This window comes from Micromonospora sp. NPDC050276 (assembly GCF_044459545.1).
Taxonomy (GTDB): Bacteria; Actinomycetota; Actinomycetes; order Mycobacteriales; family Micromonosporaceae; genus Micromonospora.
The window spans coordinates 93,450-116,383 of record NZ_JBITJA010000018.1; the positions used below are offsets into that span (position 1 = coordinate 93,450).

24 protein-coding genes and 1 pseudogene are annotated in these 22,934 nt (G+C 70.7%); 12 read left to right on the plus strand and 13 right to left on the minus strand.

Translation table 11 applies throughout. From position 1 onward, the window contains the following. Positions 1-106 precede the first annotated feature (106 nt). The 3 genes from ACIBF8_RS28670 to ACIBF8_RS28680 all read left to right on the plus strand — a co-directional run bounded on the left by ACIBF8_RS28670 (position 107) and on the right by ACIBF8_RS28680 (position 3,324). The gene (locus ACIBF8_RS28670; RefSeq protein ID WP_396787037.1) at positions 107-2,167 is read left to right on the plus strand and encodes a cellulose binding domain-containing protein; all 2,061 of its coding nucleotides are present in this window, start codon (positions 107-109) and stop codon (positions 2,165-2,167) included. Positions 2,168-2,929: 762 nt separating this feature from the next. Next, the gene (locus tag ACIBF8_RS28675; RefSeq protein ID WP_396787038.1) at positions 2,930-3,142 is read left to right on the plus strand and encodes a Scr1 family TA system antitoxin-like transcriptional regulator; all 213 of its coding nucleotides are present in this window, start codon (positions 2,930-2,932) and stop codon (positions 3,140-3,142) included. Then, positions 3,133-3,324, plus strand: coding sequence for a DUF397 domain-containing protein (locus ACIBF8_RS28680; protein ID WP_396787039.1), 192 nt, complete (start codon positions 3,133-3,135; stop codon positions 3,322-3,324). The genes ACIBF8_RS28675 and ACIBF8_RS28680 overlap by 10 nt, the downstream gene beginning before the upstream one ends. Before the next feature lie 70 nt (positions 3,325-3,394). Here the strand turns inward: ACIBF8_RS28680 and ACIBF8_RS28685 are convergent, their stop codons facing one another. Next, positions 3,395-4,204: a hypothetical protein gene (locus tag ACIBF8_RS28685; RefSeq protein WP_396787040.1), complete on the minus strand. Its 810-nt coding sequence runs from the start codon at positions 4,202-4,204 to the stop codon at positions 3,395-3,397. Positions 4,205-4,415: 211 nt separating this feature from the next. Here ACIBF8_RS28685 and ACIBF8_RS28690 point away from each other — a divergent pair, with 211 nt between their 5' ends. Next, positions 4,416-4,781 carry a hypothetical protein gene (locus ACIBF8_RS28690; protein ID WP_396787041.1) on the plus strand — a complete coding sequence of 122 codons (366 nt, stop codon included), beginning with the start codon at positions 4,416-4,418 and terminating at the stop codon, positions 4,779-4,781. Between the two features lie 57 nt (positions 4,782-4,838). Here ACIBF8_RS28690 and ACIBF8_RS28695 read toward each other — a convergent pair whose 3' ends face one another. Then, positions 4,839-6,164 (minus strand): glycoside hydrolase family 18 protein, encoded by a 1,326-nt coding sequence (locus ACIBF8_RS28695; RefSeq protein WP_396787042.1) that lies wholly within the window; start codon positions 6,162-6,164, stop codon positions 4,839-4,841. 146 nt (positions 6,165-6,310) lie between these two features. On the opposite strand from ACIBF8_RS28695, the gene ACIBF8_RS28700 reads away from it, so the two are divergent. Next, positions 6,311-7,210: a bile acid:sodium symporter family protein gene (locus tag ACIBF8_RS28700; protein ID WP_396787043.1), complete on the plus strand. Its 900-nt coding sequence runs from the start codon at positions 6,311-6,313 to the stop codon at positions 7,208-7,210. 43 nt (positions 7,211-7,253) lie between these two features. On the opposite strand, the gene ACIBF8_RS28705 is transcribed toward ACIBF8_RS28700, so the two are convergent. The 4 genes from ACIBF8_RS28705 to ACIBF8_RS28720 form a co-directional block, all read right to left on the minus strand. Further along, a complete protein-coding gene (locus ACIBF8_RS28705) occupies positions 7,254-7,673 on the minus strand; it encodes a PPOX class F420-dependent oxidoreductase (protein WP_396787044.1) in 420 nt (139 codons plus the stop codon). Between the two features lie 89 nt (positions 7,674-7,762). Next, entirely contained in the window at positions 7,763-8,218 is a 456-nt protein-coding gene (locus ACIBF8_RS28710; protein WP_396787045.1) for a pyridoxamine 5'-phosphate oxidase family protein, read from the minus strand. Between the two features lie 11 nt (positions 8,219-8,229). Next, positions 8,230-8,856 (minus strand): glyoxalase, encoded by a 627-nt coding sequence (locus tag ACIBF8_RS28715; protein WP_396787046.1) that lies wholly within the window; start codon positions 8,854-8,856, stop codon positions 8,230-8,232. Positions 8,857-8,953: 97 nt separating this feature from the next. Then, on the minus strand, positions 8,954-9,364 hold the full coding sequence (locus ACIBF8_RS28720) for a VOC family protein (protein ID WP_091399534.1): 411 nt from the start codon (positions 9,362-9,364) through the stop codon (positions 8,954-8,956). A gap of 69 nt (positions 9,365-9,433) precedes the next feature. Here ACIBF8_RS28720 and ACIBF8_RS28725 point away from each other — a divergent pair, with 69 nt between their 5' ends. Continuing rightward, on the plus strand, positions 9,434-10,327 hold the full coding sequence (locus ACIBF8_RS28725) for an NAD-dependent epimerase/dehydratase family protein (RefSeq protein ID WP_396787047.1): 894 nt from the start codon (positions 9,434-9,436) through the stop codon (positions 10,325-10,327). A gap of 1 nt (position 10,328) precedes the next feature. On the opposite strand, the gene ACIBF8_RS28730 is transcribed toward ACIBF8_RS28725, so the two are convergent. The 3 genes from ACIBF8_RS28730 to ACIBF8_RS28740 all read right to left on the minus strand — a co-directional run bounded on the left by ACIBF8_RS28730 (position 10,329) and on the right by ACIBF8_RS28740 (position 12,020). After that, on the minus strand, positions 10,329-11,306 hold the full coding sequence (locus ACIBF8_RS28730; protein WP_396787048.1) for a glycosyl hydrolase: 978 nt from the start codon (positions 11,304-11,306) through the stop codon (positions 10,329-10,331). A 253-nt stretch (positions 11,307-11,559) separates the two neighbouring features. Further along, complete coding sequence (gene trxA / locus ACIBF8_RS28735; protein ID WP_396787049.1) at positions 11,560-11,907, minus strand: thioredoxin; 348 nt, start codon at positions 11,905-11,907, stop codon at positions 11,560-11,562. Further along, entirely contained in the window at positions 11,886-12,020 is a 135-nt protein-coding gene (locus ACIBF8_RS28740; RefSeq protein WP_396787050.1) for a hypothetical protein, read from the minus strand. Before ACIBF8_RS28740 ends, trxA begins: the two co-directional genes overlap by 22 nt. Before the next feature lie 178 nt (positions 12,021-12,198). On the opposite strand from ACIBF8_RS28740, the gene ACIBF8_RS28745 reads away from it, so the two are divergent. Then, positions 12,199-13,416, plus strand: coding sequence for a PP2C family protein-serine/threonine phosphatase (locus ACIBF8_RS28745; protein WP_396787051.1), 1,218 nt, complete (start codon positions 12,199-12,201; stop codon positions 13,414-13,416). A 28-nt stretch (positions 13,417-13,444) separates the two neighbouring features. Further along, the gene (locus tag ACIBF8_RS28750) at positions 13,445-14,386 is read left to right on the plus strand and encodes an anti-sigma factor RsbA family regulatory protein (RefSeq protein ID WP_396787052.1); all 942 of its coding nucleotides are present in this window, start codon (positions 13,445-13,447) and stop codon (positions 14,384-14,386) included. Between the two features lie 33 nt (positions 14,387-14,419). Here the strand turns inward: ACIBF8_RS28750 and ACIBF8_RS28755 are convergent, their stop codons facing one another. Further along, positions 14,420-15,382, minus strand: a complete 963-nt coding sequence (locus ACIBF8_RS28755) for an AraC family transcriptional regulator (RefSeq protein WP_396787053.1) — start codon at positions 15,380-15,382, stop codon at positions 14,420-14,422. Positions 15,383-15,608: 226 nt separating this feature from the next. On the opposite strand from ACIBF8_RS28755, the gene ACIBF8_RS28760 reads away from it, so the two are divergent. From ACIBF8_RS28760 to ACIBF8_RS28775, 4 genes are all read left to right on the plus strand, one after another. Then, the gene (locus ACIBF8_RS28760) at positions 15,609-17,147 is read left to right on the plus strand and encodes a flavin-containing monooxygenase (RefSeq protein ID WP_396787054.1); all 1,539 of its coding nucleotides are present in this window, start codon (positions 15,609-15,611) and stop codon (positions 17,145-17,147) included. Positions 17,148-17,324: 177 nt separating this feature from the next. Continuing rightward, on the plus strand, positions 17,325-18,521 hold the full coding sequence (locus tag ACIBF8_RS28765; RefSeq protein ID WP_396787055.1) for a low temperature requirement protein A: 1,197 nt from the start codon (positions 17,325-17,327) through the stop codon (positions 18,519-18,521). Positions 18,522-18,679: 158 nt separating this feature from the next. Then, on the plus strand, positions 18,680-19,576 hold the full coding sequence (locus ACIBF8_RS28770; protein WP_396787056.1) for an acetyltransferase: 897 nt from the start codon (positions 18,680-18,682) through the stop codon (positions 19,574-19,576). Positions 19,577-19,652: 76 nt separating this feature from the next. Then, positions 19,653-20,627 (plus strand): alpha/beta hydrolase, encoded by a 975-nt coding sequence (locus ACIBF8_RS28775; protein ID WP_396787057.1) that lies wholly within the window; start codon positions 19,653-19,655, stop codon positions 20,625-20,627. Positions 20,628-20,692: 65 nt separating this feature from the next. On the opposite strand, the gene ACIBF8_RS28780 is transcribed toward ACIBF8_RS28775, so the two are convergent. The 3 genes and pseudogenes from ACIBF8_RS28780 to ACIBF8_RS28790 all read right to left on the minus strand — a co-directional run. Beyond that, positions 20,693-21,610 carry a DUF305 domain-containing protein gene (locus ACIBF8_RS28780; protein ID WP_396787058.1) on the minus strand — a complete coding sequence of 306 codons (918 nt, stop codon included), beginning with the start codon at positions 21,608-21,610 and terminating at the stop codon, positions 20,693-20,695. 70 nt (positions 21,611-21,680) lie between these two features. After that, positions 21,681-22,595 carry a DUF1996 domain-containing protein gene (locus ACIBF8_RS28785; RefSeq protein WP_396787059.1) on the minus strand — a complete coding sequence of 305 codons (915 nt, stop codon included), beginning with the start codon at positions 22,593-22,595 and terminating at the stop codon, positions 21,681-21,683. A gap of 247 nt (positions 22,596-22,842) precedes the next feature. Beyond that, positions 22,843-22,934: pseudogene (locus ACIBF8_RS28790) on the minus strand (phytochelatin synthase); the annotation flags it as partial.

Here is a 22,934-nt window from a genome sequence, read left to right on the forward strand (position 1 = left end):
TGACACCAGCGATGGACCAACGAGCGTCATCCGTTCACGAGTTCGCCCGTCACCGCGCCGCACCCGGGCCGGTTGGGCGGCTCATCTGCGCGAAGGAACCCCGCCCATGCGTACACCGAAGACCCGCGCGGCACTCCTGGCGGGCCTGCTGCTCGCCGCGAGCGCGTTCGCGGTCGTCAACCCACCAACCGCCAGTGCGGCGGCCGACCCGGTCACCGTGACCGTCAACGCCCGCGCGGGTCTGGCGACCGTGCCGGACACCGCTCTCGGCGTCAACCACGCCATCTGGGACTCGAACCTCGGCACCGCCGAGACGTCGGACCTGCTCCGGGATGCCGGCGTGCAGATGATGCGTTACCCCGGCGGCTCGTACGCCGACATCTACCACTGGAAGGACCACACCGCACCCGGCGGCTACGTCGCGCCCGGAACCGACTTCGACACCTTCATGGCGGCGGTCCGGCGAGCCGGTGCGCAACCAATGATCATCGCGAACTACGGCACCGGCACGCCCGCCGAAGCCGCCGACTGGGTGCGGTACGCCAACGTGACCAAGGGTTACGGCGCGCGGTACTGGACCGTTGGCAACGAGAACTACGGCAACGGCCACTACGGGTCCGCGTGGGAGGCGGACGACCACCCGGACAAGAGCGCGACGCAGTACGCGAGGCTGGTGGTCGAGTACGCCGACGCGATGAAGGCGGTCGACCCCGGCATCAAGGTCGGGGCGGTGTTGACCATGCCGGGCAACTGGCCGGACGGCATCACCGCCGGCAGCGACCCGGGCCCGTGGAACCAGACCGTGCTCTCCATCGCCGGCCCGAAGATCGACTTCGTGGACGTGCACTGGTACCCGGGTGGCACCGCCGCCGAGTCGCTGGCCCGCGTCAACCACCTCCCCGACGCCACCTACCTGCTGCGCCAACAACTCGGTCGGTACGCCGGCCCGAACGCCGATCGCATCGGCATCAGCTTCACCGAGCTGAACGTCGACGCCGGACGCAACACCCAGCCGGCCGCGCTCTTCCTGGCCGACGTCTACAGCGGTCTGCTGGAGAACGGCGTCTTCACCGCCCACTGGTGGAACGTGCACAACGGCATGGGCAGCGTGACGCAGGTGGCCGGCCAGACCGACTACGGTGACTTCGGCATGCTCTCCAGCGGCGCCTGCACCGAGGACGGCTCGGTCTGCCAGCCGCCACTGAACACGCCGTTCGCGCCGTACCACGCACTGAGCATGATGAAGCTCTTCGCGACGACCGGCGACCAGTTCGTCCGCGCCGGCACCGACGAGCCCCTGGTCACCGCGCACGCCGTCCGCCGGGGCAACGGTGACCTCGCCGTGCTGCTGCTGAACAAGGATCCGGACAACGCTCACCCGGTCACCATCGACTACGCCGGGTTCGCCCCGTCGGCCGCCGCGCCGACGGTGTCCACCCTCACCAACGGCGCCACCGGCATCGCCACCAGCCAGTCCGGCTCGGCGACCAGCCGGACGCTGCCGGCGTACTCGCTGACCATGCTCGTGCTGCGCCCGGCCGACACGACCGCCGGACGGCCGGCGGCACCGGGCCAGCCGACCGCGAGCGGCGTCACCGACCGTGCCGCGACGATCTCCTGGCCGGCGGCCACCCCGGGCGGCAGCCCGATCGCCAAGTACGAGGTGCACCGGCAGAACGGCGCGGTCAGCGAGCAACTGGGCGAGACGACGTCCACCTCGTTCACGGTCGGCAACCTCGTACCGGGCAGCAGGTACACCGTCAACGTGCTGGCCCGCGACACCGCCGGCCGGGTGTCCTGGGCCTCACCACCGCTCACCTTCGCCACCGGAAGCCCGACCACCAGTGCGTGCACCGTCCGCTTCACCACGAGCAACGACTGGGGCAACGGCTACATCGGTGGCGTCGACATCGTCAACAACGGGACCAGCCCGATCAACGGCTGGACTCTCACCTGGACCTGGCCCACCGGCTGGCAGCAGGTGAGCAGCGGCTGGAACGCCACCTGGGAGCAGGTCGGCACCGCCGTACGGGTCACGCCCACCACCGACAACCGGCAGATCGCCGCCGGCGGCACCGTGAGCGCCGGCTTCGTCGGCGCGTACAGCGGGCCGAACGTGCTGCCCAGCACCTTCACGCTCAACGGCACCGTCTGCGCCACCGGCTGACACCACCGCGGCCGGCTGGCCCGTTCCGCGGACCAGCTGCCCAGGGTCAGCTCCACCGATCCGCGCGGCGGCACCGGCACCAGGTTCTCGACCAGGTACCCGGTGAAGTCCCGGTAGTACGCGCCTGCGCCGAACGCGGGCGACACGGCGGCGTCGTCGCGGGTCAGCGACAGGACCGTCACCGCCGGGTCCGGCACCCGACTCAGTCGGCACTCGGCATCGCGGTTGTTGACCAGCTTCAGCCGCAGGGTGACCCGCTCACCCACCCGGTAGGTCGGCTGCGCTGAGCTGACCGTCAGACCGACCGTCGCCGCGTCGCTGGTCGGGGCCGACGAGGGACGCGACCGCCGGCACCCGACCGTCGTGGCCGTCAGCAGCAGCGCGAGGAGGGCGGCGAGCGCCGTTCGACCCGTCGTCCCTGCACGGGGTACGCCCATGGGCCGCGTGCCTCCTCCGGCTGCCGACCAGCGTCGTCACAGATCCCGGCCAGCCTGCGCCGCAGGGTGCGGGGAGCGCTGTCGTGATCCGGCTCGGTGGATGTCCGCTAGCCGACCGGGGGGCGGGTGGCCGATTGCCAGGCATGGTCACACCGTGCGGCAAGATCCACTCGTGTTTCCGGAAGTTGGGGTGTCCTTGGCCTTCCGATACCCCGACTTCTGGAAAGGCGAGTGGATCAGCCCTCCACCGGCCGCGTCGTTGGCGACATTCCGTTGTGGAGACCACTACGCTCAGACGGTGGCTCGCTGATTCGGGTCGAGCTGAATGCACGTCGGCCTGACCGGGCCATTCAGTCTGGCCCGTCTGCCTGATCACAAATGGGTGGCGGAGATGGAGAACCATCTCGGTGGGGTTGTCGTCGACCGCGACGACGATGTGGATACCCTCATGTCGAGGTGGGAGATGGTTCGCAGCAAGGCGCTGCCCCGCCGCCAGTCACTCGATCTGATGAGGGAAGTGGAGACATCATGGACCTGATCAACGCTGTGTGGCGGAAGCCCACCTGCAGTGGCTCCGGCGGTGGCAACTGCGTCGAAGTCGCGGACAACCTGCCGGGCATCGTCGGTGTGCGGGACTCGAAAGATCCCGAAGGCCCGGCGCTGGTCTTCGGGCCGGTGGCCTGGCGAGCATTCGTCGCCGAGGTGGCCCGACGGTCGTAACCAATCCCCGAACGCGCCGAAGCGCCCGCCCCCGAAACGAGGGGACGGGCGCTTCGCGGTGCGGGGCCGGTCAGCCGACCACGGACCGCAGGGGCACCTTCGCGTCGCGCAGCGCACGGACCAGATCCCTCGCGAACGGGTGTTCGTCCGCCTGGAGTCCCTGCGGGTTCGGGATCACGACGTACGCCGAGCCGTTCTTCGCGGACGCCCGCGCGGCGGTGGTGAAACGGCCGACGATCGCCTGGGTGCGGGGTAGGTCGCTGGCCGCCACCTCGATGGTGATCGGCCGCCACCCGCCGCCCAGGTCCGCCGTCACCGGCGCGGCGGCGGCGCTGGCGCGCGCTGCGTCGGTGCCCGGCGCGCGTCGTGCGCCAGCCTGACCGGCCGGGTAGAGCAACGCGTTGGCCACCAGGTGCAGACCATTTTCGTTGTACGCCCGGAAGAGCGGATTGAACGCGAACAGCACCGCCCGACCGGCGCCGGTCGGCTCGTCGACGACGGCGGCCGTGCCCTTCAGTGCGTCCGCACCGACGGTGTAGCCGTTGGCCCAGAATGTGTCGCCCGTCGGGTAGGTGAGCACGTTCGTCCCGGTGGTGCTCGGGTTGAGGATCGGGTCGCTGTTGTTGAACTCGAAGTCCTCCGCCGGGCGGCCCGACGCGACCGGACTGTCGTGGTCGACGTCGACGCGCAGGTGCGAGCCGATCACGAGGTAGTCCGCCGGCTTCGGCTTCTCCGTGGTCGAGGTGAGACCGGCGGCACGAGCCAGCCGGGTGCCCTCGTTGCGCAGCCCCACGTAGGTGTGGCCCTGGCCGATCCAGTCGCGCAGGTTGGCCTGCCCGGCGGCGGTCAGACCGCCGGTGGCGCTGCTGCCGTCGGGCACCAGCAGCACGGTACGTCCGGTGAACGCCTCGGTGTTGTCGTTGATGTCGGCCGTGGTGACCGGCGTGAGGTCGAGCCCCCCGCCGGAGCCTATGAACCGGCCGACACGGCGGTCAAGCTCTGATCGACTTCGGTGACTGCGTGGGATGCCGGCACCAGGCCGGGCTGGCAGGATGGTGGCGGGGTTTGTCGTCGTCGGGAAGGAGGAGACCGTGCCAGAGACGATCACGCTCGCGGTCGGTCCGGATCTTCCGGCTGCCGATGCGCAGCGTTCGCTGGCGTCCTGGCTGCGCGCCGATGACCGGCTTCGCGGGGCAGTGAGCCTGACGCCGACGGACGGCGCGTCCGAGGGTGGCGCGGGCGTGCTGCGGGTGGCGGTCGAGGATGCGGGAGCCGCCATGGTGCTGGTCCAGGCGGTCGCCGGCTGGCTGACCCACCGCCGCGACGACGCGACCGTGCGGCTCAGTCGACCCGACGGCTGGTCGGCCGAGGTGGACGTGCACCATGCTCGGGACATGGAGCAGGTGACCGCGCTCATCGACGCCGCCGTGCGGGCGGTCACCGTCGACAAGGGTTGAACGGCCCGCCGCCAGCGAAAAATCGGCCGGCGACGGGCCGGGTGGATCGGGGTACGCCTACCAGGTCGTCAGGCCGAGGTCGATCGTCTTGGTCAGGGTGGCGTTGTCGTCGTCACCGTCGAGCGACCAGACCATCGCACCGCCCAGCCCGGCTCGGCGGATGTAGAGCGTCTTCTGCAACACGACCGCCGGATCGTCGTACGTCCACAACGTCGTACCGTCGAACAACCAGGCGTGCCCGGCGCGCAGGTCGCGGTGCACGGTGTAGCCGTTACCGGCCAGGGTCTTGAGCACCTTGTAGTCCTCGTAGCCGGCCTCGAAGGTGGCCGGCGCCGGCCCGGTGGCCGGCTGGAACAGGCCGTTGCCGCCGCCGGTGATGCCGGTCCAGCCACGACCGTAGTAGGGGATGCCGAGCACGAGCTTGTCCCGTGGCGCGCCACGGGCGATCCACCCGTCGATGGCCACCTCGACGGAGAAGTCCGGGTTGTCCGGGGCGCCCGCCGGGACGCGAAGCGCCGACTGCTGGTTGGCCCGCGCGTCCCAGCCGCCGTGGAAGTCGTACCCCTGCACGGTGGCGAAGTCCAGGTACTTGAAGATCTTGCGGCCCTCGTAGCCGGCGTCCATGGTGGCCGGGCTGGCCGGCAGGAACGCGGTCAGCGGGTGGTGCGCGCGGGTCGTGCGCCCGTACGCGTCGAGCTGCCGGCGGAACTCGGCGAGCAGTTTGGTGAAGTTCTCCCGGTCCTCCGGGCGGACGACGTTGCCGGGCTCACCCTCCGAGCCGGGCCACTCCCAGTCGAGGTCGATGCCGTCGAAGACGCCCGCCGCGGCACCCGGGCCGCCGGGCAGGTTCCCCTTGAGGTAGAGGTCGATGCAGGACGTGACGAACGCCTTGCGGGAGGCGTCGGTGCGGGCCGCGTTCGAGAAGTACGTGGACCAACTCCAGCCACCCAGTGAGATCAGCACCTTCAGTTTCGGGTGCTTGGCCTTGAGCTTGGCGAGTTGGCCGAAGTTGCCGTTGAGCGCCTGGCCCGGGGCGTCCGCGACGCCGTCGACGCTCTCCTCGGCCGGCACCGGGCGCTGGTAGTCGGCCCAGGCGTCACCCTCGCCCGGCCCGCCGTCCAGGTAGCAGCGGCCGTCCTCGCTGACATTGCCGAAGGCGTAGTTGAGGTGGGTGAGGCGGCTCGCCGCCCCGGAGGTTTCGAGTTTCTTGACCGGGAAGGCCCGGCCGTAGATGCCCCACTGGGTGAAGTAGCCGACCCGGTGGTAGCCGGCGCGGCGCTGCTGGTTGTCACCGGCGCTGGCGGCGGCGGGCGGGGCGGCGGTGACCAGCAGGGTCGCCAGGGCGACGACGGCGGTGAGACGGCGGTGGCGGAATGGTCGCATCGGCACACTCCCACGAGACATCAAACAGAATTAGTAAAGAGACTTATCTGATTGATGAAGTTAAGCCGATCACCGTCCGGGGTCAAGGGCCGTCCGTCCACATGGGGGATTGTGACGGCGTTACCGGGTGGTAACGATGTTGTGCCATGGACTCCGCCCTGACTCTGATCGGACTTCCCGTCGCCCTCGGCATCATCATGCTCGGTCTCGGTCTCGGACTGACCATGGCGGATTTCCGCCGGGTGGCTCAGCATCCACGAGCCGCCGTCATCGCCCTGGTGTGCCAGGTGCTGGTGCTGCCGGCGCTCTGCTTCTGCCTCGTCCTCGCCTTCGACCTCGCGCCCGAACTGGCCGTCGGCATGATGCTGCTGGCCGCGTCGCCCGGCGGCACCACGGCCAACCTCTACAGCCACCTGTTCGGCGGACACGTGGCCCTGAACATCACCCTGACCGCCATTAACTCGGTGCTCGCCGTGTTCACCCTGCCGATCCTGGTCAACCTGTCGGCGGCGTACTTCCTGCCCGACGGCAGGAGCATCGGCCTGCAGTTCGACAAGGTGCTCCAGGTCTTCGCCATCGTGCTCGTCCCGGTCGCGATCGGCATGCTGATCCGGGCCCGGGTGCCGCACGTCGCCGAGCGGTTGCACCGCCCGGTCCGGATCCTCTCCGTCGTCGTGCTCGTCGCGGTGATCGTCGGCGCGGTGCTCGGCGAGCGCGAGCACATCGCCGACTACTTCGTCTCGGTCGGCCTGGCCGTGCTCGCCTTCAACCTGCTCAGCCTCGCCATCGGGTACGGGGTGCCGCGGCTCGCCGGTGTCGACCGGAGCGCCGCCACGGCCGCCGGGTTCGAGATCGGCATCCACAACAGCACCCTGGCCATCACGATCGCGCTCAGCCCGGCACTGCTCAACAGCACCCAGATGGCCATCCCGGGCGCTGTTTACGGCATCGTCATGTTCTTCACCGCGGCGGCCTTCGGCTACCTGGTGACCCGCGTCGGCGCCCGGTCCGCCGCCACCCTGACACCCGGCCGGCCACTGCCCTGACGCCCGGACGCGGCCGGCAGGGCGTCAGGGCGGTCGCCGGCGCTCAACCGACCTGGCTGTTGTCCTTCTGCGCGCCCCAGCCGTGCCAGCGGTCGACCTCGATCAGGGCGCTGACCCGGGCACGTTCCCGCCGCGGGTACGCGTTGCCCGTGTAGTGCTCCGACAACCGGTCGATGTCCGCCAGGCCCTCGTCGGCGCGGAGTTCGACGACGTGCCCGATGATGCTGACGTGGGTGTACCAGCCGGCCTCGTCGAGCACGGTGAGGGACACCCGGGGGTCGTTGCGGACGTGCTCCAGCCGGCGGCGGCTCTCGTCCATGTTCACCAGGATCCGGCCGTCCTCCCACAGGTACCAGGTCGCGGCCGAGACCGGCTGGCCACCGTTGCGAAGGGTGGTCATGACGGCGGGGTTCGGCTTCTGGAGCATGGCGACCGCGGCCTCGGGAAGCGGTGGCTTGGACATGAAGTCTCCTCTTGACGTCAGCGTTTACCCCTGCACGTTACGCACCCGCAGGCCCCGATCATGGTGGTACGCGCGGGTACATCGCGCGGTCAGCCGAGCCAGCGGCCGTCACGCATGAGGACGCGTCCCTTCAGCTCGTTCGCCTCCCGCCAGGCCTGGATGCGCTGCGGTCGGATCAGAAAGTACTGGTAGGGCTCGTCGAGAGCGCTCGGGTCGAAGCCCGTCTTGGTCGCGAACGCATCACCCGTCTCCGGGCCGAGGTCGGCGATGTCCACCGGCTCGGCGGTGCCGTCGACGATGACGACGTCGCGCGTCGGCCCGAGGCTGAGTCGTACCCGGCCATCCGCCACCAGGTTACGGCCGGTGACCGAGGCGCGCGGCGTTGCGACGAGGAACGCGGTCCCGTCCCAGAGGAACGAGAGTGGGATGAGGTGTACGCCCCCGGGGGCGCCCGCCGTCGCGACCCAGAGGTCGATGTCGCTCTCCAGTCTGGCGCGAGTGTCCCGAAGCCTCTGCTCAAGCCCACGCGGCGGAACGTCCGTCATGCTTGCTCCAGTCACTTCGCGGTCGCCAGCGATGCGGCTTCCCAGGCGAACCCGTCCGGGTCGGTGAAATGCCCGCCGTCGCCGCCGATCGTGAGTCGATGCGACCCGGTGCCGCCGGGGGCGACGCCGACGTCCTTGGCGAGGGCCCGACGTCGGTACAGCGCCAGCTTCACGGGGCTGGACCCAGCAACGAACTCGACATACATGCGGCCGAAGCTCTTCGCCACGGCAAGGCCGCGCTCGACGTAGAACCGCTTGCTCGCAGGCACGTCCGCGACTCCGAGCAGGAGCACGATCTCGTCGATCTGCCGGGTGGCCGGGCCGCTGTCCTTCTTCGCCGAGGTCGCGATCTTCCAGATCGTCCCGTCCGGGGCTTGCACGACACCGCCGTAGCCCCAGAGCGACTTCGCAGCAGGCTTCAGCGACGTGGCACCGGCGTCCAGGGCGGTGCCGATGAGGCCGTCGACGGTGGCCGGCTGGGACACCGTGAGCGCCAGCGTGAACCCACGGAAGCCGCTCGTCGGTGCGTCCGAGGCCCGCAGGCGAATCTGCTTGTCCAGACCGAAGGCGGCGGTGTAGAAGCGCTGGGCGGCCGCGGGGTCGGCCACGTCGAGGGTGACGGATGCGATGGATGTCATGGCGATCACGCTATTTGCGCCCGGGCGACCGGCGCTTCTTGATTCCTGACCGGTCTCGTCAGCTGTCCGGAACGGCGCACATCGAGGACCGGACGGCTCAGCGAAGCTCTTGGATGCGGACCAGGTTGCCGGCGGGATCGCGGAAGGCGCAGTCGCGGATGCCGTACGGCTGCTCGGTCGGCTCCTGGACGACCTCGGCGTCGCCGGCCTGCACCTTTTCAAAGGTGGTGTCGAGGTCCCGCGTGGCCAGCAGGATCCAGCCGTAGGTGCCCTTGGCCATCATCTCGGTGATGGTGCGGCGCTCGTCCTCGGTGGCCCCGGGGTCCGCGGCCGGCGGCGCCAGGAGGATGGACGTGCCGGGCTGGTCGGCGGGGCCGACCGTGATCCACCGCATCGTGCCCTGACCGACGTCGCTACGGACCTCGAAGCCGAGGGCGTCGCGGTAGAAGGCCAGGGAGGCGTCCGGGTCGGTGTGCGGCAGGGAGCAGGTGTGAATCGTGATGTCCATATCGATCATGCTAGGGGTAACGCCGTACCCACGTGTGGGTCCCCGTTTGCCCCCGGCGAAGATGTAGTCATGAGCAATCCCGCACTGCCCAGGCGCGTCGTCGTCACCGGCGCTACCGGCAAGCTCGGCCGTGCCGTGGTCGCCCACCTGCGCGCGGTGGGCGTGGACGTGCTGGCGGTGGACCGCGCCGGCGGCCGCGACCCGCGCGACGTGCACGGCGAGTTCCTCCTGGTCGACCTGACCGACTACGGGCAGGTGGTGGAGGCGTTCACCGGGGGTGCCGACGAGCACGCCGGTGGGGTCGACGCGGTCGTGCACCTGGCGGCGGTCCCGGCCCCCGGGCTGATGGCGAACGCGACCACCTTCGCGAACAACTCGGCGGCGACGTACAACGTGTTCGCGGCGGCCCGGGCGGCCGGGATCAAGCGGGTCGTGTGGGCGTCGAGTGAGACGGTGCTCGGGCTGCCGTTCGACACCCCGCCGCCGTACGCGCCGGTCGACGAGGAATACGCGCCGCGACCCGAGTCGACGTACTCGCTGAACAAGGCCCTGGAGGAGGAGATGGCACGGCATTTCTGCCGCTGGGACCCGGAGCTGGTCATGGTGGGTCTGCGCTTCTCCAACGTGATGGACGTCGAGGACTACGCGCCGTTCCCCTCGTTCGACGCCGACCCGCGGCTGCGCCGGTGGAACCTGTGGGGCTACATCGACGCCCGCGACGGTGCTCAGGCGGTCGAGCGGGCCCTCGCCCACGACCAGCCCGGTGCCGACATCTTCATCATCGCCAACGCCGACACCGTCATGACCAGGTCCAGCGCCAGCCTGATGGCCGAGGTCTACCCGAGCGTCGAGATCCGTAAGGAGCTGGGCGAGCACGAGACCCTGCTCAGCATCGACAAGGCCCGCCGGGTGCTGGGGTACGAGCCGCGGCACTCCTGGCGGGACCATGTCGACCTGACGTAGGTCAGCGCGCCGCCTGGTAGGCGCGGCCGACGGCGGTGGCCGTGCTGCCGGTGCGGAACAGTCCGGTCTGGTCCTTGTCCGTGGCGGGCAGGCCGAACCAGGCGTACCGCTGAAGCCAGGACAGGCCGGCCAGCATCCGGGTCGCCGCGGTGAGGAACGCGGCCTGCTGCGCCTGGGTCGGGAAGCGGACGCCGTTGGAGAAGTCGATCAGAGCGAACTCGGTGAGCCAGATCGGCAGCTGGTACCGGTCGTGCACGGCCTGCAGGTACGACTTCAGCTGGTTGACCGCGTTGGCGGTGGTGAAGTCTCCGCCGTACCAGTGCAGGGCGATGAAGTCGACGCGGTAGCCGCGCTGCTTGGCACCGGCCATGAATCGGTCGAGCCATTCGCCCGGCCGGTCGCCGCCCCAGGCCACCGCGGGGCTGCCCAGCGGAAGGCCGGTGGCCTGCAACTGCGGCCACAGCTCCAGCGCCTGCTCGACGGTCATCTCGGCCTGACCGGCCAGGTCCGGCTCGTTGAACCCGAGCAGGTAGCGGCCGTTGCTCTTGGCCCGTTGCAGGTTGGTCGCGGTGACGCTCTTCGCTCCCCAGATCATCGGCACGAACTCGGCGCCCTTCGGGCTGGTGACGCCCTGGTGGCCCACGTCCCAGGTGTAGTACCAACTCGCCCCGGAGTTGGCCAGCGCCTGGCTGACGCCGTCGAAGGTCCACACCCCGACGCCCTTGCGCTTCGAGGTCACCGCGGGGGCCGCCGGGGCGACCGGACGCCCGGTCGTCGGCTTCGCCGTCACCGTCGGCGACGGGCTCGCCCCCGCCGGGCTCGTCGGGGCGGCGGGCGTGGTCGCGCTGGGTGCGCTGGGCTGCGGGCTCGTGGCCGGCGGCGCGTCGGGCGCCTGCGTCGCCGCCGGGGCGGGCGTCGGCCCCGTCGGTTGCACCACGACGATCACACCCGTCACCAGTACGGCGACCACGGCGGCCACGACGAGCGGCCACAGCAGACGCCTCGCACCGACCGGGAGGCGGCCGGGTAACCCGCGTCGCGGGTCCGCGTGGACGCCGCGGTTCCCCCTCGTGGCGTCCGCTTCTCCCTGGCCGGTTGCGCGCATCGTCTCGACTCCTTCACGTGGTCGTACGGTTACCCGGTGCAGCCGATGACGGAAGATCCGTCACCCGCCTCCCCTCAGGAGACTGGCCGGCCGCATCGGGATAACGGTTTCCACGCTGACGCTGCCGTTACCACCCGGCCTGTGCGGTCAGGGTCTGGCGCAGGTACGTCTTCGGCCTGGACCCCACGGTCGAGCCGACGACCTCGCCCTGGCGGAAGACGAGCAGCGTCGGCAGGGACATCACCCGGTAGGTACGGGTCGCTTTCGGGTTCTCGTCGGAGTTGAGCTTTGCCACGACCATCCGGTCGCCGAACTCCTGGGCCAGTTCGGCGAGGCTCTTCTCGATGGCCTTGCAGGGCGGACACCAGTCCGCCCAGAAGCCGACGACCACGGGCCGGTCGCTGGCCAGCACCAGCTCCGCGAACGTGTCGTCGGTGACGGTGATCAGCGAGCCTACTTCCGCCTCTTGAGGCATGTTTCCTCCCGATGTGCGATCGCCTGGGCGAGTTGACCGTGGAGTTGCTGGCGTACCGCGCTGAGCCGGTCGATGACGCCGTCGACCTCGACGATCTTGCGCCGCAGCACCACCACCGAGTCCGGGCAGACGTCGCCGGACGAGCCGCGGCAGGTGGTCGGAATACCCCTTTTTGGGTACGCGACCCGCTCCTCGCGGCTGTCGTGCTCGTTGATGTCGTCCCGCCCGTAGCCCGGTAGGACGTTGTCCTCACGGCGCGTCCCAGGCTGGGAAGGGGCTAGGCTTCGGCACGTGATTGACGTGCAGGCAAGCGGGAGCGACGAGCGGCTGCGCCGCATCGAGGTCGTCACCGACGCCGCACTGTCCCAGCTCGGCGTCAAGGACCTTCTGGAGGAACTCCTCGACCGTGTCCGGGAGGTGCTCGGGGTCGAGACCGCGGAGATCCTGCTGCTGGACGTGCACGCCCAGCAGTTCGTGACCGCTGCCCGGAAGGGGCTGGGGGACGCCCGGCCGCGTTCTCGGATCCCCGTCGGTCGCGGCCTCGCCGGCCGGATCGCCCAGGAGATGCAGCCCGTCATCCTGGACGAGGTCGTCGCCGACCCCGACGACCAGATTCTCTCCGGCCACCAGGCTCGCTCGCTGGTGGGTGTGCCCATGCTGGCCGGCGGCGAGGTCATCGGCGTCGTGCTCGTCGGCGGTGTCCGGCCGCGCCGGTTCAGCGCAGCCGACGTGCAACTCCTGCAACTCGCCGCCGACCGGGCCAGCCTTGCCACCCGCACGCAGGCCAGCGGCCTCGACCGCACCGCCGCGCTCGCACTGCAGCGCAGCCTTCTGCCCACCCACCTGCCGCAGGCGCCGGGCGTGGACATGGCCGCCCGCTACGTACCCGGTCACGACGCCGGCGTCGGTGGCGACTGGTACGACGTGTTCACCCTCCCGTCCGGCTGGCTGGGCGTCGTCATCGGGGACGTCTCCGGACACGGGTTGCCCGCCGCCGTCGTGATGGGGCGCCTCCGCAGTGCCCTCCGGGCGTACGCGTTGGTCTGCGACGACCCGGCCAGCGCGCTGACCCTGCTCGATCGCAAGATCCACCACTTCGAGGCGGGAAACCTCGCCACCGTCCTCTACGCCGTGATCTCCCCGGACCGCACCACCATGCGGGTGTCCCTCGCCGGGCACCTGCCGCCCATCCTGGCCACACCGGGACGCCCGGCCGAGATCCTGACACTGCCAGTCGATCTTCCGTTGGGCGTTGGCCCGCGCCAGCCGGCCCGCCGCTACACCGAGGTCGCGTTTCCTTCCGACGCGGTGCTGATCTGCTACACCGACGGGCTGATCGAACGCCGTGGCGAGGTCATTGACGTCGGCATGGATCGGCTCCGTGCCGCCGTCGAACCGGCTCCCGCCGAGACGGTCTGCGCCCGCATCATGAGCACACTCGCGGCCGAACAGACCATCGACGACATCGCCCTACTCGCCATCCACACAACCGGCGGAAGGCTCTCTTGAACGACTTCGAACCGTCGGAGCCAGCAGCATGAGCAACTCGGTCGCCACCCGGACTGACGGTCTTGTCCACCCCGCCCTCTTCTACGGCGACGAGGAGGAGTACCTGGCCGGCACGGTGCCGTTCGTCCAGGCCGGCCTCGAAGCTGACGAGCCCGTCCTGGTCGCCGTGCCGAAGGACAACCTCGACCGCATCCGGGCCGCCCTCGGCAGCGACGCGGCCAGAGTCCAGCTGCACGACATGAGCGTGGCCGGCCGCAACCCCGGGCGGATCCTGCCGGGCGTCCTGCTCGCCTTCGCCACCGCCCACCCCGACAAGCGGGTACGCATCATCGGTGAACCCATCTGGGCTGGCCGTACGGCGACCGAATACCCCGCCTGCGCCCAACACGAGGCTCTGATCAACGCGGCGTTCGCCAGCCGGCCGGCCACCATCCTCTGCCCCTACGACACCGGCCGGCTCGACCAGAGTTGGCTCGACGACGCCCGCCGCACTCATCCGATCCTCCAGATGGGCACCGTCGTGCGGCAGAGCCCCCACTACGCCGATCCGATCGTCGTGGCGGCCGGGTTCAACCTGCCGCTGCAGGACCCACCCGCCCACGCGACCACCATCGCCATCGACCTGGTCGCCCTTGCGACGATCCGCCGGGTGGTGACCGCCGAGGCCGTGGCAGCCGGTCTGTCCCCGGAGCGGGTCTCCGACCTGACCCTGGCCGTCAACGAACTGGCCACCAACACGGTCAAGCACACCGCGGCCGGCGGGACTCTCGCGGTCTGGACCGACCCCACCCGGCTGATCTGCCAGTTCCGGGACACCGGGCACATCACGAACCCACTCGCCGGCCGGATCCCCCCGCCGCCGCAGCAGCCCGGCAGTCGAGGACTCGTCCTGGTCAACCAACTCTGTGACCTCGTGCGTGTGCACACCCTGCCCGGCGCCACCACGATCCGCGTGCACATGCACCGCTGACGCCGGACGGACCCCGGGGCGAGGCGACGATCGTCAGCGGCGCAGGGTCGTCGACGGCGACTCGCCGAAGCGGCTCCGGTACTCGGTTGCGAACCGACCGAGGTGCACGAAGCCGTGTTGCAGGGCAACCGTCGTCACGGATGCCCCCGGCGCGGCCGAGCGGAGCGTACGGTTCGCCGCGTCGAGCCGGCAGGCCCGCAGGTACGCCGTCGGGGTGGTCTGCAGCTCACGGCGGAAACAATCCTGCAGCGTACGGATGCTCACCCGGAGCGTCTCGGCGACGTCACCGACGGTCAGTGCCTCGCGGTGGTGTTCGGAGATCAGGGCGCAGGCCCGGCGGACGAGGCGCCCGGGGTGAGCGTGGTGGCCCGGCTCGGCGAGCAGGTGGGAATGGCTGTGCCGGTGGGCCAGCAGCAGTTTGCCGATGAGCCCCTGTTCGAAGCGGGCGGCGACCTGCGGGTGATCGAACAGGGACGCCTCCGCCGGCTGCGACAGCTCGTCGGCGAGGAAAGCCACCCCGCGCGCCCACGCCTGCGCCGTCGGCGTGGTCATGAGCATGCCGATGTCGAAGTGGACCGGTTCGTCCACCGGGCGGCCCAGCAGGCGGGCGAGTTCCCGGTCGACGGCCCGCCGGTCGGCGTAGAAGATCCGGTGCGGTGACCCCTCGGACCAGCGCATGTCCGAGGCGTCGTACGGGGACAGGACCGAGGCGACGTCGGGCGTCGAGGTCACCGTCTGACCGGCGTGCCGGACCACCGTGCTGCCGGCGTTGGGGATCTGGACGAGGTAGAAGGTCTCCAGCGCGGGCGGTTGGATGCGCACCGCCTGGCCGTAGTCGAGGTCGACCACACCCACCCCGCCCGCCCGGCGAGCCGCCATCCGCAGACGCACGCTGCGCACGCCCGCCTGCGGGGTGAGCCGGTGCGGACAGAAAACCCGGCCCACCTCGGCGCGAGCCTGGTCGACGTCATCCGTTCGGACCGTCACCGCAGCCATCCGACACCTCCCGGGCGTCCCGTCGCGCCGACCGTAAATGGTCAGCGGGCCGGATCAGCCCCGAAAGCCGTCGACCCGACAGGAAGAGGGTGCGGCTGCGTACCGCGGATACCGCTCGCGTCGAACGGATAGCGACCTTCCCGGCCTGCTCGTTAGCGTGCGACCACCGCTGGCGGTCCGGGCCGGCGCGGTTTTCGGCAGGGGTTCGCGTTCTTCGGAGGAGACCATGAGGATTGCCGTCGTCGGTGCCGGATTCGCCGGTGTGAGCGCAGCAAAGGTGCTGCGGCAGAGCGGGTTCGACGTGACAGTGTTCGAGCGGGCACCCGACGTCGGCGGGGTGTGGAGTCGTACCCGGCGTTACCCAGGTCTGCACACCCAGAACGACAAGGGCACCTACCACCTGTCCGACCTGCCGATGCCCGCCCACTACCCGCAGTGGCCGTCCGGTGAGCAGGTTCAGCGGTACCTGGAGAGCTACGTTGAGAAGTTCGGGCTGGCCAGCGCGCTGCGGCTGTCCACGGAGGTCGCCTCCGCCGAACTCGTTCACGACGAGACCGGGTGGTTGGTCACATCGCGGCCGGCGGGCGCCCAGGACCCGCTGACGGTGGAGCGGTACGACCACCTCATCGTCGCCAACGGCATCTTCAGCGACCCCCTCGTCCCGTCCTACGCCGGGCACGCGAGTTTTGCCGCCGCCGGAGGACGCGTGCTGCCCACGGGGGAGTTCCACGACATCGAGGCGGCCCGGGGTAAGAGCGTCCTCGTCGTCGGGTACGGCAAGTCGTCCTGCGATGTGGCGGTGCCGGTGAGCGAGGTGGCCGCCCGGACCCACGTCGTCGCCCGCGAACTGCTCTGGAAGATGCCCCGTAAGCTCGGCGGCGCGCTCAACTACAAGTACCTGCTGCTCACCCGGATGGGTGAGGCGCTGTTCCGCTACCTGCACCTGAAGGGCTTCGAACGGTTCCTGCACGGCCCGGGGAACGGTCTACGCCGACGCATGGTCGACAGCGTCGGCTCGGTCGCGAGCCGGCAGTTCAACCTGCGCGAGCTGGGTCTGGTGCCGAACGGCAGCTTCGAGGACATCGCCCGCAGCACGGTCAGCCTCGGCACCGAGGGCTTCTTCGAGCGGGTCACCGACGGCCGCATCGCCGTGCACCGGGACCAGGTGATCACCGAGCTGCTGGTCGACGGTGGCCGGCCCGCCGCCCGCCTGACCGACGGCACGGTGCTCGCCGCCGACCTGGTGATCTGTGGCACCGGCTTCCGCCAGCACGTGCCGTTCTTCGACGACGCGTTGCACGCCCGACTGCAGGACGACGCCGGCAACTTCATGCTCTACCGCCAGATCCTGCCGATCGGCGTACCGCGGCTGACCTTCGCCGGCTACAACTCGTCGTTCTTCAGCCCGCTCAGCGCGGAGATGGCGGCGGTCTGGACGGCCGCGTACCTGCGGGGTGGGATCACCCTGCCGGCCGAGGGCCGGATGCGGGACGAGGTGCGCGCCCGGCTGGCCTGGATGATGGCGCGCACCAACGGCCGGCACGCTCGCGGCACGAACATCATCCCGTTCTCGATGCACAACATCGACGAGGTGCTCGACGAACTCGGGCTCAACCTCGGCCCGCTGACCCGGGCCCGGCAGTGGCTGTTCCCCGTCGACCCGGGCTCGTACCGCAGGGTGACGGCCCGCATGATCCGGCGTACCGCCGGTGGGGGCGCGGCCGGCCAGGTCGAACCGACCCGGCCCGCCCGCGCGATGCGGTGAGGGCGACAGGGCTACGGGCGCACGCAGCCCGGGCGCGGGGGACGCTCGGGCCTGGATGACCGTCTGCACAGCGGCGACGGGGATTTTCACGGCGTCGATACGAGCCGAGCTGAGGCCCCGCCGACCGGGTATCCGCTATGCCTGTCAGAACCCTCGCATAAATGGATAAAATTGGACGTGCTGACGCGCTCCGTGTTTCGTGGGCTCGGGGACAGCAAGAGCCCGCGCTCGGCGACCGTCCTGGAACTGCTGTTCGACATCGTCTACGTCTTCGCGCTCGCCCGGCTCGCCGGGCGGGTCGCGGACGACCTGACCATCGTTCGGCACACGCTGTTGTCAGAGGCGGGTCAGACGGTCCTCTTCTTCACAGCGATGTGGATGATCTGGTCGCTCAACGCCCTGCTGGCGAGCACCTACGACCCTCGCCGTCCAGACCTCCAGGCCGTCCTGCTGGCGACGATGTTCGGCACGCTGGTGCTGGCTGTCACGTTGCCACAGGCCTTCGGCCAGCGCGGCGTGATCTTCGCCTGCACCTACGTGATCATCCAGGTCGGTCGACCGCTCTTCCTGGCGTTCGCCCTGCGGGGTCAGGCGGGTCAGGCGTTCGCGGTGCGGGTGCTGACCTGGCATATCGCGTCCGGCGTGCTCTGGATCAGTGGCGGCATCAGCGGTGGTCTCGGTCGGGGCGTCTTCTGGACCATCGCTCTCGGCATCGAGCTGATCGGCGCCGCCACCAACTACCCCCTTCCCCGGATGGGCGGGAGGCGGCTCAACAGCCTGGGGGTCACCGTTTCGCAGGAGCATCTCGCCGAGCGGTACAACCAGTTCTTCATGATCGCTCTCGCCGAGGTGGTGCTCGAAGCCGGCGCCGCGGTCAGCTTCCCCGGCTTCTCGACCGCGGGAACCGTCACCCTCGTCGCCTCGTTCGTGGCGGTCGTCTCGTTCTGGCGGATCTACTTCTACCACGCCAGGTCCGGCCATGCCTCGACCTCGAGCGGGGAGGGGATCCAGCTGTCGCGGTGGGCGAGCTACAGCCTGCTGTTGATCGTTGGGGGCATCATCTGCACCGCCGTCGGCTTCGGTCAGGTCATCGAGGATCCGCACCCGCCGATCGACTGGGCTCTGGTCGCCATCATCTTCGGCGGCCCGGTGTTGTTCCTGATCGGGCGGAGCACCCTGGAGCGGGAGGACCGATCCGAACCGCGGTGTCGGGCGCTGTATTTCGGCGTGGCGGCGCTGGTCGTGGCGGCCCCGCCGATGGTGCTGCTCCCGCCGGTCGCCGTGGCGGCCGTCGCGGCGCTGATCCTGGCCGGCATCACCGTGTACGACCAGCGAGCCCACACGCGCGGGTCGGAGACCAATCCGACGCTGTGACGATCCATTGCGGGCCGGCGACCACTGCGCGTATGGTCGTCGGGCACGCCGTCGAGCTGGAAGGAGGTCAGAACAATGTCCGATGTTCTGCGCCCCCTCCGCGCTCCGGCGTCCGCGCGGATCTGACCCGGGGCGCTCGCTTCCCGGAGGACCAACCCATGACTGATCTCGTCATCCGTCCGCTTGTCGCGGGCGAGGAAAACCTGTTCGACTCCATGCCCGATCCGCTGCCCCAACTGCGCCAGGTCGCGTACGCCGACGGGATCGCCGGCGGCGGCTACCGTCCCGAGACCACCTGGGTCGCGCTGCGCGCCGGCAGGTTGGTGGGCCGGGCCGCCTGGCTCCGTCCACCGGGCGCCGTCGGTGCCCCCTGGCTGGACCGGTTCGACCTGGACGCCGAGCCGGAGGTGGGCGCCGAACTGCTGCACGCCGCCCACGAGGCGCTGGGCGGTCCCGGTCTGTACTACGCCGCGCTGCCGGCGCACTGGCGGCGTCGACCCGAGGTGCTGTCCGTGGTGCGGGCGCCGATGGCGGCCGCCCGGCTCGCCGGGCTGGTCGAGCGGGGGGAGCGGGTCCGGTGCTCCTGGACGGGTACGCCCCTGCCGGCGTCCTCCGGGCGGTACGACTTCCGGGTCCCCGCCAACCTGGCGGAGATCAACGCGCTCGTCGCCCGGATCGCCGAGCCGGACGTGCTGACCGGTGTCGAGATCGCGCGGGCGGTCGGCGGCGTCGACCTCGCCACCGACCCGCTGGCCTGGCTGGGCGATGTCACCGAGAGGTGGCGCATCGCGCTGGCGGCCGGCGAGCCGGTCGGGTTGGTCGGAACGTTTGGCGACGCCTGTTACCCACTGCTCGCCTATCTCGGCCTCCTCGACGAGGCGGCCCGTCCCGAGTTGCTGGCCGAGGCGGTGCGGGTGCTGGTCCTCGGCGGTGCCCGCGAGGTCATCGCCGACGTGGACTCCCACCGGGTGGCGGTGCTGGCGGAGTTGGAACGGACCGGTTTCCGGCAGCTGCGCTCCCGGGTCGTCTTCGCGCCACCGCACCATCAGCAGTAGCTGACCGGGGTGCGCCCGGTCACCCGGGCGCACCCCCTCGGCCGCCGCCGTCCCCTGCTCCTGTCAGCATCTGAGCATGCCGGGGATCATCGCGCTTCTCGTCGGCGGGTTCGCGTTGGTCGGGGTGGCGGTCGCCGGGCTCTATCTCTGGCCGGTGCCCCGCCGTGGGCTACGGGTCGCGCCGGCGCGACCGCTCGACTTCGACACGGCCACCCGCGCCGCCGAGGCCATCATGGCCGCCGAGGCGGCTGATCCCGAGGTTCGGCCGGAGTCGCGCAGCCGCCTGCTGAGCCACGGCTCCCGCACCGGCCGGGCCGTGCTGCTGCTGCACGGATACACCCTGGCGCCCGAGCAGTACGAAGGACTGGCCGAGGAGTTCTTCGACCGCGGGTACAACGTCTGGGTTCCCCGGGCTCCCCAGCACGGGACCGTCGACCGGCGGGCCCACCACCGGGTGCAGGCCGGTGAGCTGACGACGTACGCCGCTCGGGCGTGGGCCGTCGCGGCCGCCCTGGGCGACGAGGTCGGTGTCGTGGGGATCTCCGGCGGTGCCGTGCTGGCCACCTGGCTGGCCCAGGTGCCCGGCACCGTCGTACGGCATCTGCTGTTGCTCTCGCCGTTCTTCGGCCCGGACCCGCGACAGGCGCCGGCCTACGCGGTCAGACCGCTCCTCGTGCTGTACGGACGCCGCATCCTCCGCGACCGCGTCACGTCACGCGGGTACTCCGTCGCCGCCGTCACCCAGTACCTGACGATCGCCCGTACCCTGCCTAAACCGCCTCGACGGACCGGGCTGCGGACCGCAGCGGTCGCGATCAGCCCGCTCGACGGCGTGGTGGACCTCCGAGCCGCGGTGGACGTGCCTCGGCGGATCGCCGACGCGAACGCGATCCCGCTCGAGGTGTGCACCCTGCCGGAGGCGTTGGGCGTCGGCCACAACACCCTCAACCTCGCCGCCCTCGGCGCCGACGGCGGCGAGTGGCGTCGGCGGTACGTCGCGCTCTACGAGGGTGCGACGGCGGCGGCGAGCGACGCGCCGATCTCCCGGTAGCGCCGCCGCCCTGGTCGCCGTGTCCCTGGCCCGACCACCGCTGGGCCGGCCAAGCCTGATTGGGGTCAGGATCCGCTCGCCGAGGGCAGCGCCGTCGCCTCGTTGTCGATCCGCCCGCCGGTGGCGTGAACCAGCAGTTCCTGGAGTACTTCCGGAACCCGAGCAACATGGCCGCCCCTGGCCAACGGCGACTGGCTGGTGCCGACCGGCAAGCAGGCCAACGAGGATCTGGTCAAGCTCATCGGCGGCAAGCAGGGCTGGGACGTGTCGTCGACCTCGCCGCCCGCTACGCCGCCTGAGACTCGCCAACCCGACTCATCGCGGTGGCCGGCTGCGACCTGCCCGCTGCGTTCCCACTGGCCGCCTCCCGCTGGCCGCGTCGACGGCGGCCGGTCGAGCCCGTCGAGGCGGGCGAGGTGGGCGGTGCCGTTGCGGGCCACGGCCGCAGCCAGCGCGACGGTGGCCGGCTGGACCCCGCTCTGCTGCTCGGCGGTGGCCACCCGGACCGACTGCGCCAGGTGCGCCCGCAGGTGCCCGGCGAGCAGACGGTGAAGCGGCGCACCGCTGACCGACCGCAGCGCCGCCACCTGCTCGGCGGTGACCATGCCCGGCATGTCGTGCCCCTCGTGCGGATTGGTCGTTGGCGCGCCGGCCTCGGCCAGTAGTCGGTGGGCGCGGTCCAGATCGGCGCGCTGGGTGGCCGCTACCTGGGCGGCGAGTCGCCGCCAGGCCGGGTCCGTCGTCCGCGCCGGCACCAGATCGAGTACGGGCAGCAGACGTTCGGCCATGGCCGCCGTCAGTTGCAGCCAGGCGATGTCGGTCGGGTTGAACGACCCCGCCGTACCGGTGGGCGTCGGCGCGATCGTGGTCGGTGGCGCGGTCGCGGGTGGGGTGGGGGTGCTGGCCGCGTCTCCTGGCTCGGCGCCGCAGCCGGCCACGAGCAGTACGGCGACGAGCAGGCTGGACACCAATCGCCGACGCATCCGACCTCCTTCCGCCAGGGTGGCGGGCCCGACGTGACCGGGCCCGCCACGGTGGTGCGCGCCGGTCGGCTCAGATCGGCCGGCCGTCGTGACCGCACTTGATGACGGGGCGGATGCAGTCCTGGACGCGGCGGGCCAACTCCGCCACCGGCCAGGCGTTGAAGAAGTCACCGTGCATCGTGTAGCCCGGCCCGGAGGCCAGCCGGAACCGCGACGGGTCGCCGGTGACCGGGTACCGCAGCACCTGGCGCAACTTCGGCACGTGCACCGGGTGGGTGCTCGGGCAGGCCTGGTTCACCGGGTACGCCAGGTGGCTCTTGTGATCCGGTGAGTCGAGGTCCCGGCCGTTCCAGCACTGCGGGAAGTCCAGGTACGACTCCAGCATCGTGCCCGACGGGCAGTTGACGAAGTCCTTCGACGGGGGCACGTGCCCGGCGTGCAGGCAGGACCAGCGGGCGATGCTGTCGTTCGGCCCGGTGGCCTTCGCGTTGCCAGCGACGAGGCGCAGCCCCTGCGGGAACGGCTGGGTGTTCGCGACGACGTCGGCGCGTACGCCCTCACCCAGGTAGTAGAACGTGGCGATGGTCGGCTCCACGGGGACGTTGTCCCGGTAGAGGGTCGGTACCCAGTACGACGAGACGTCCACCCGCGGATTGCAGGTGGTGGGCGAGTTGACCAGGTCGGGCAGTGTGGTGTTGGCGTTCGTCACCGTGCTGCCGAAGAAGCTGTGCATGTGCGAGGCCCCGGGCAGCCCGGGGAAGATGATCGGGTCGTCCGGCAGCCGGTGGCTGTAGGTGCAGTCGGCGGGGAACTCGGCGACCCGGATGACGTTGACGCCGAAGTCCGCGCCGGCCCGACCGGGGGCGGCGTCGGCCCGGTCGGTGGCGGACACCAGGTACGTGCCGAGTAGCACCAGCAGGGCGCCGATCGCCGTGACGAGGCGCAGTCGGCGGGGGATGCCGGAGAGGGGTGCGGCCCTGTCCATCTCGTGACTCCTGTCGGGGGACGGGTCAGGGACAGCTCCGGCGCCGCCGCCGAAGACATCGGAGTTGTGTCCCTGGCCAGACGTGGTGGTGGCCTGTTGAGCCGATGCGAGAGAGCGCTCTCACTGCCCTCAGCCTCACGCCGAAGTCGACAATTGTCAATACGTGCCGCAGTTGGTGGAAATGACGACGAAGGGCCGGGCCCCGTGGTGGGGTCCGGCCCTTCGGTGTGTGGTGGTGGTTGTGGGGTCAGCTGGTGGCGTAGCCGCGGGTGGCGATCCAGTCGGCGAGGTGTTCGACGGTGATCCAGTAGGAGGCGGTGTTGGGGTCGGCGGAGTCGG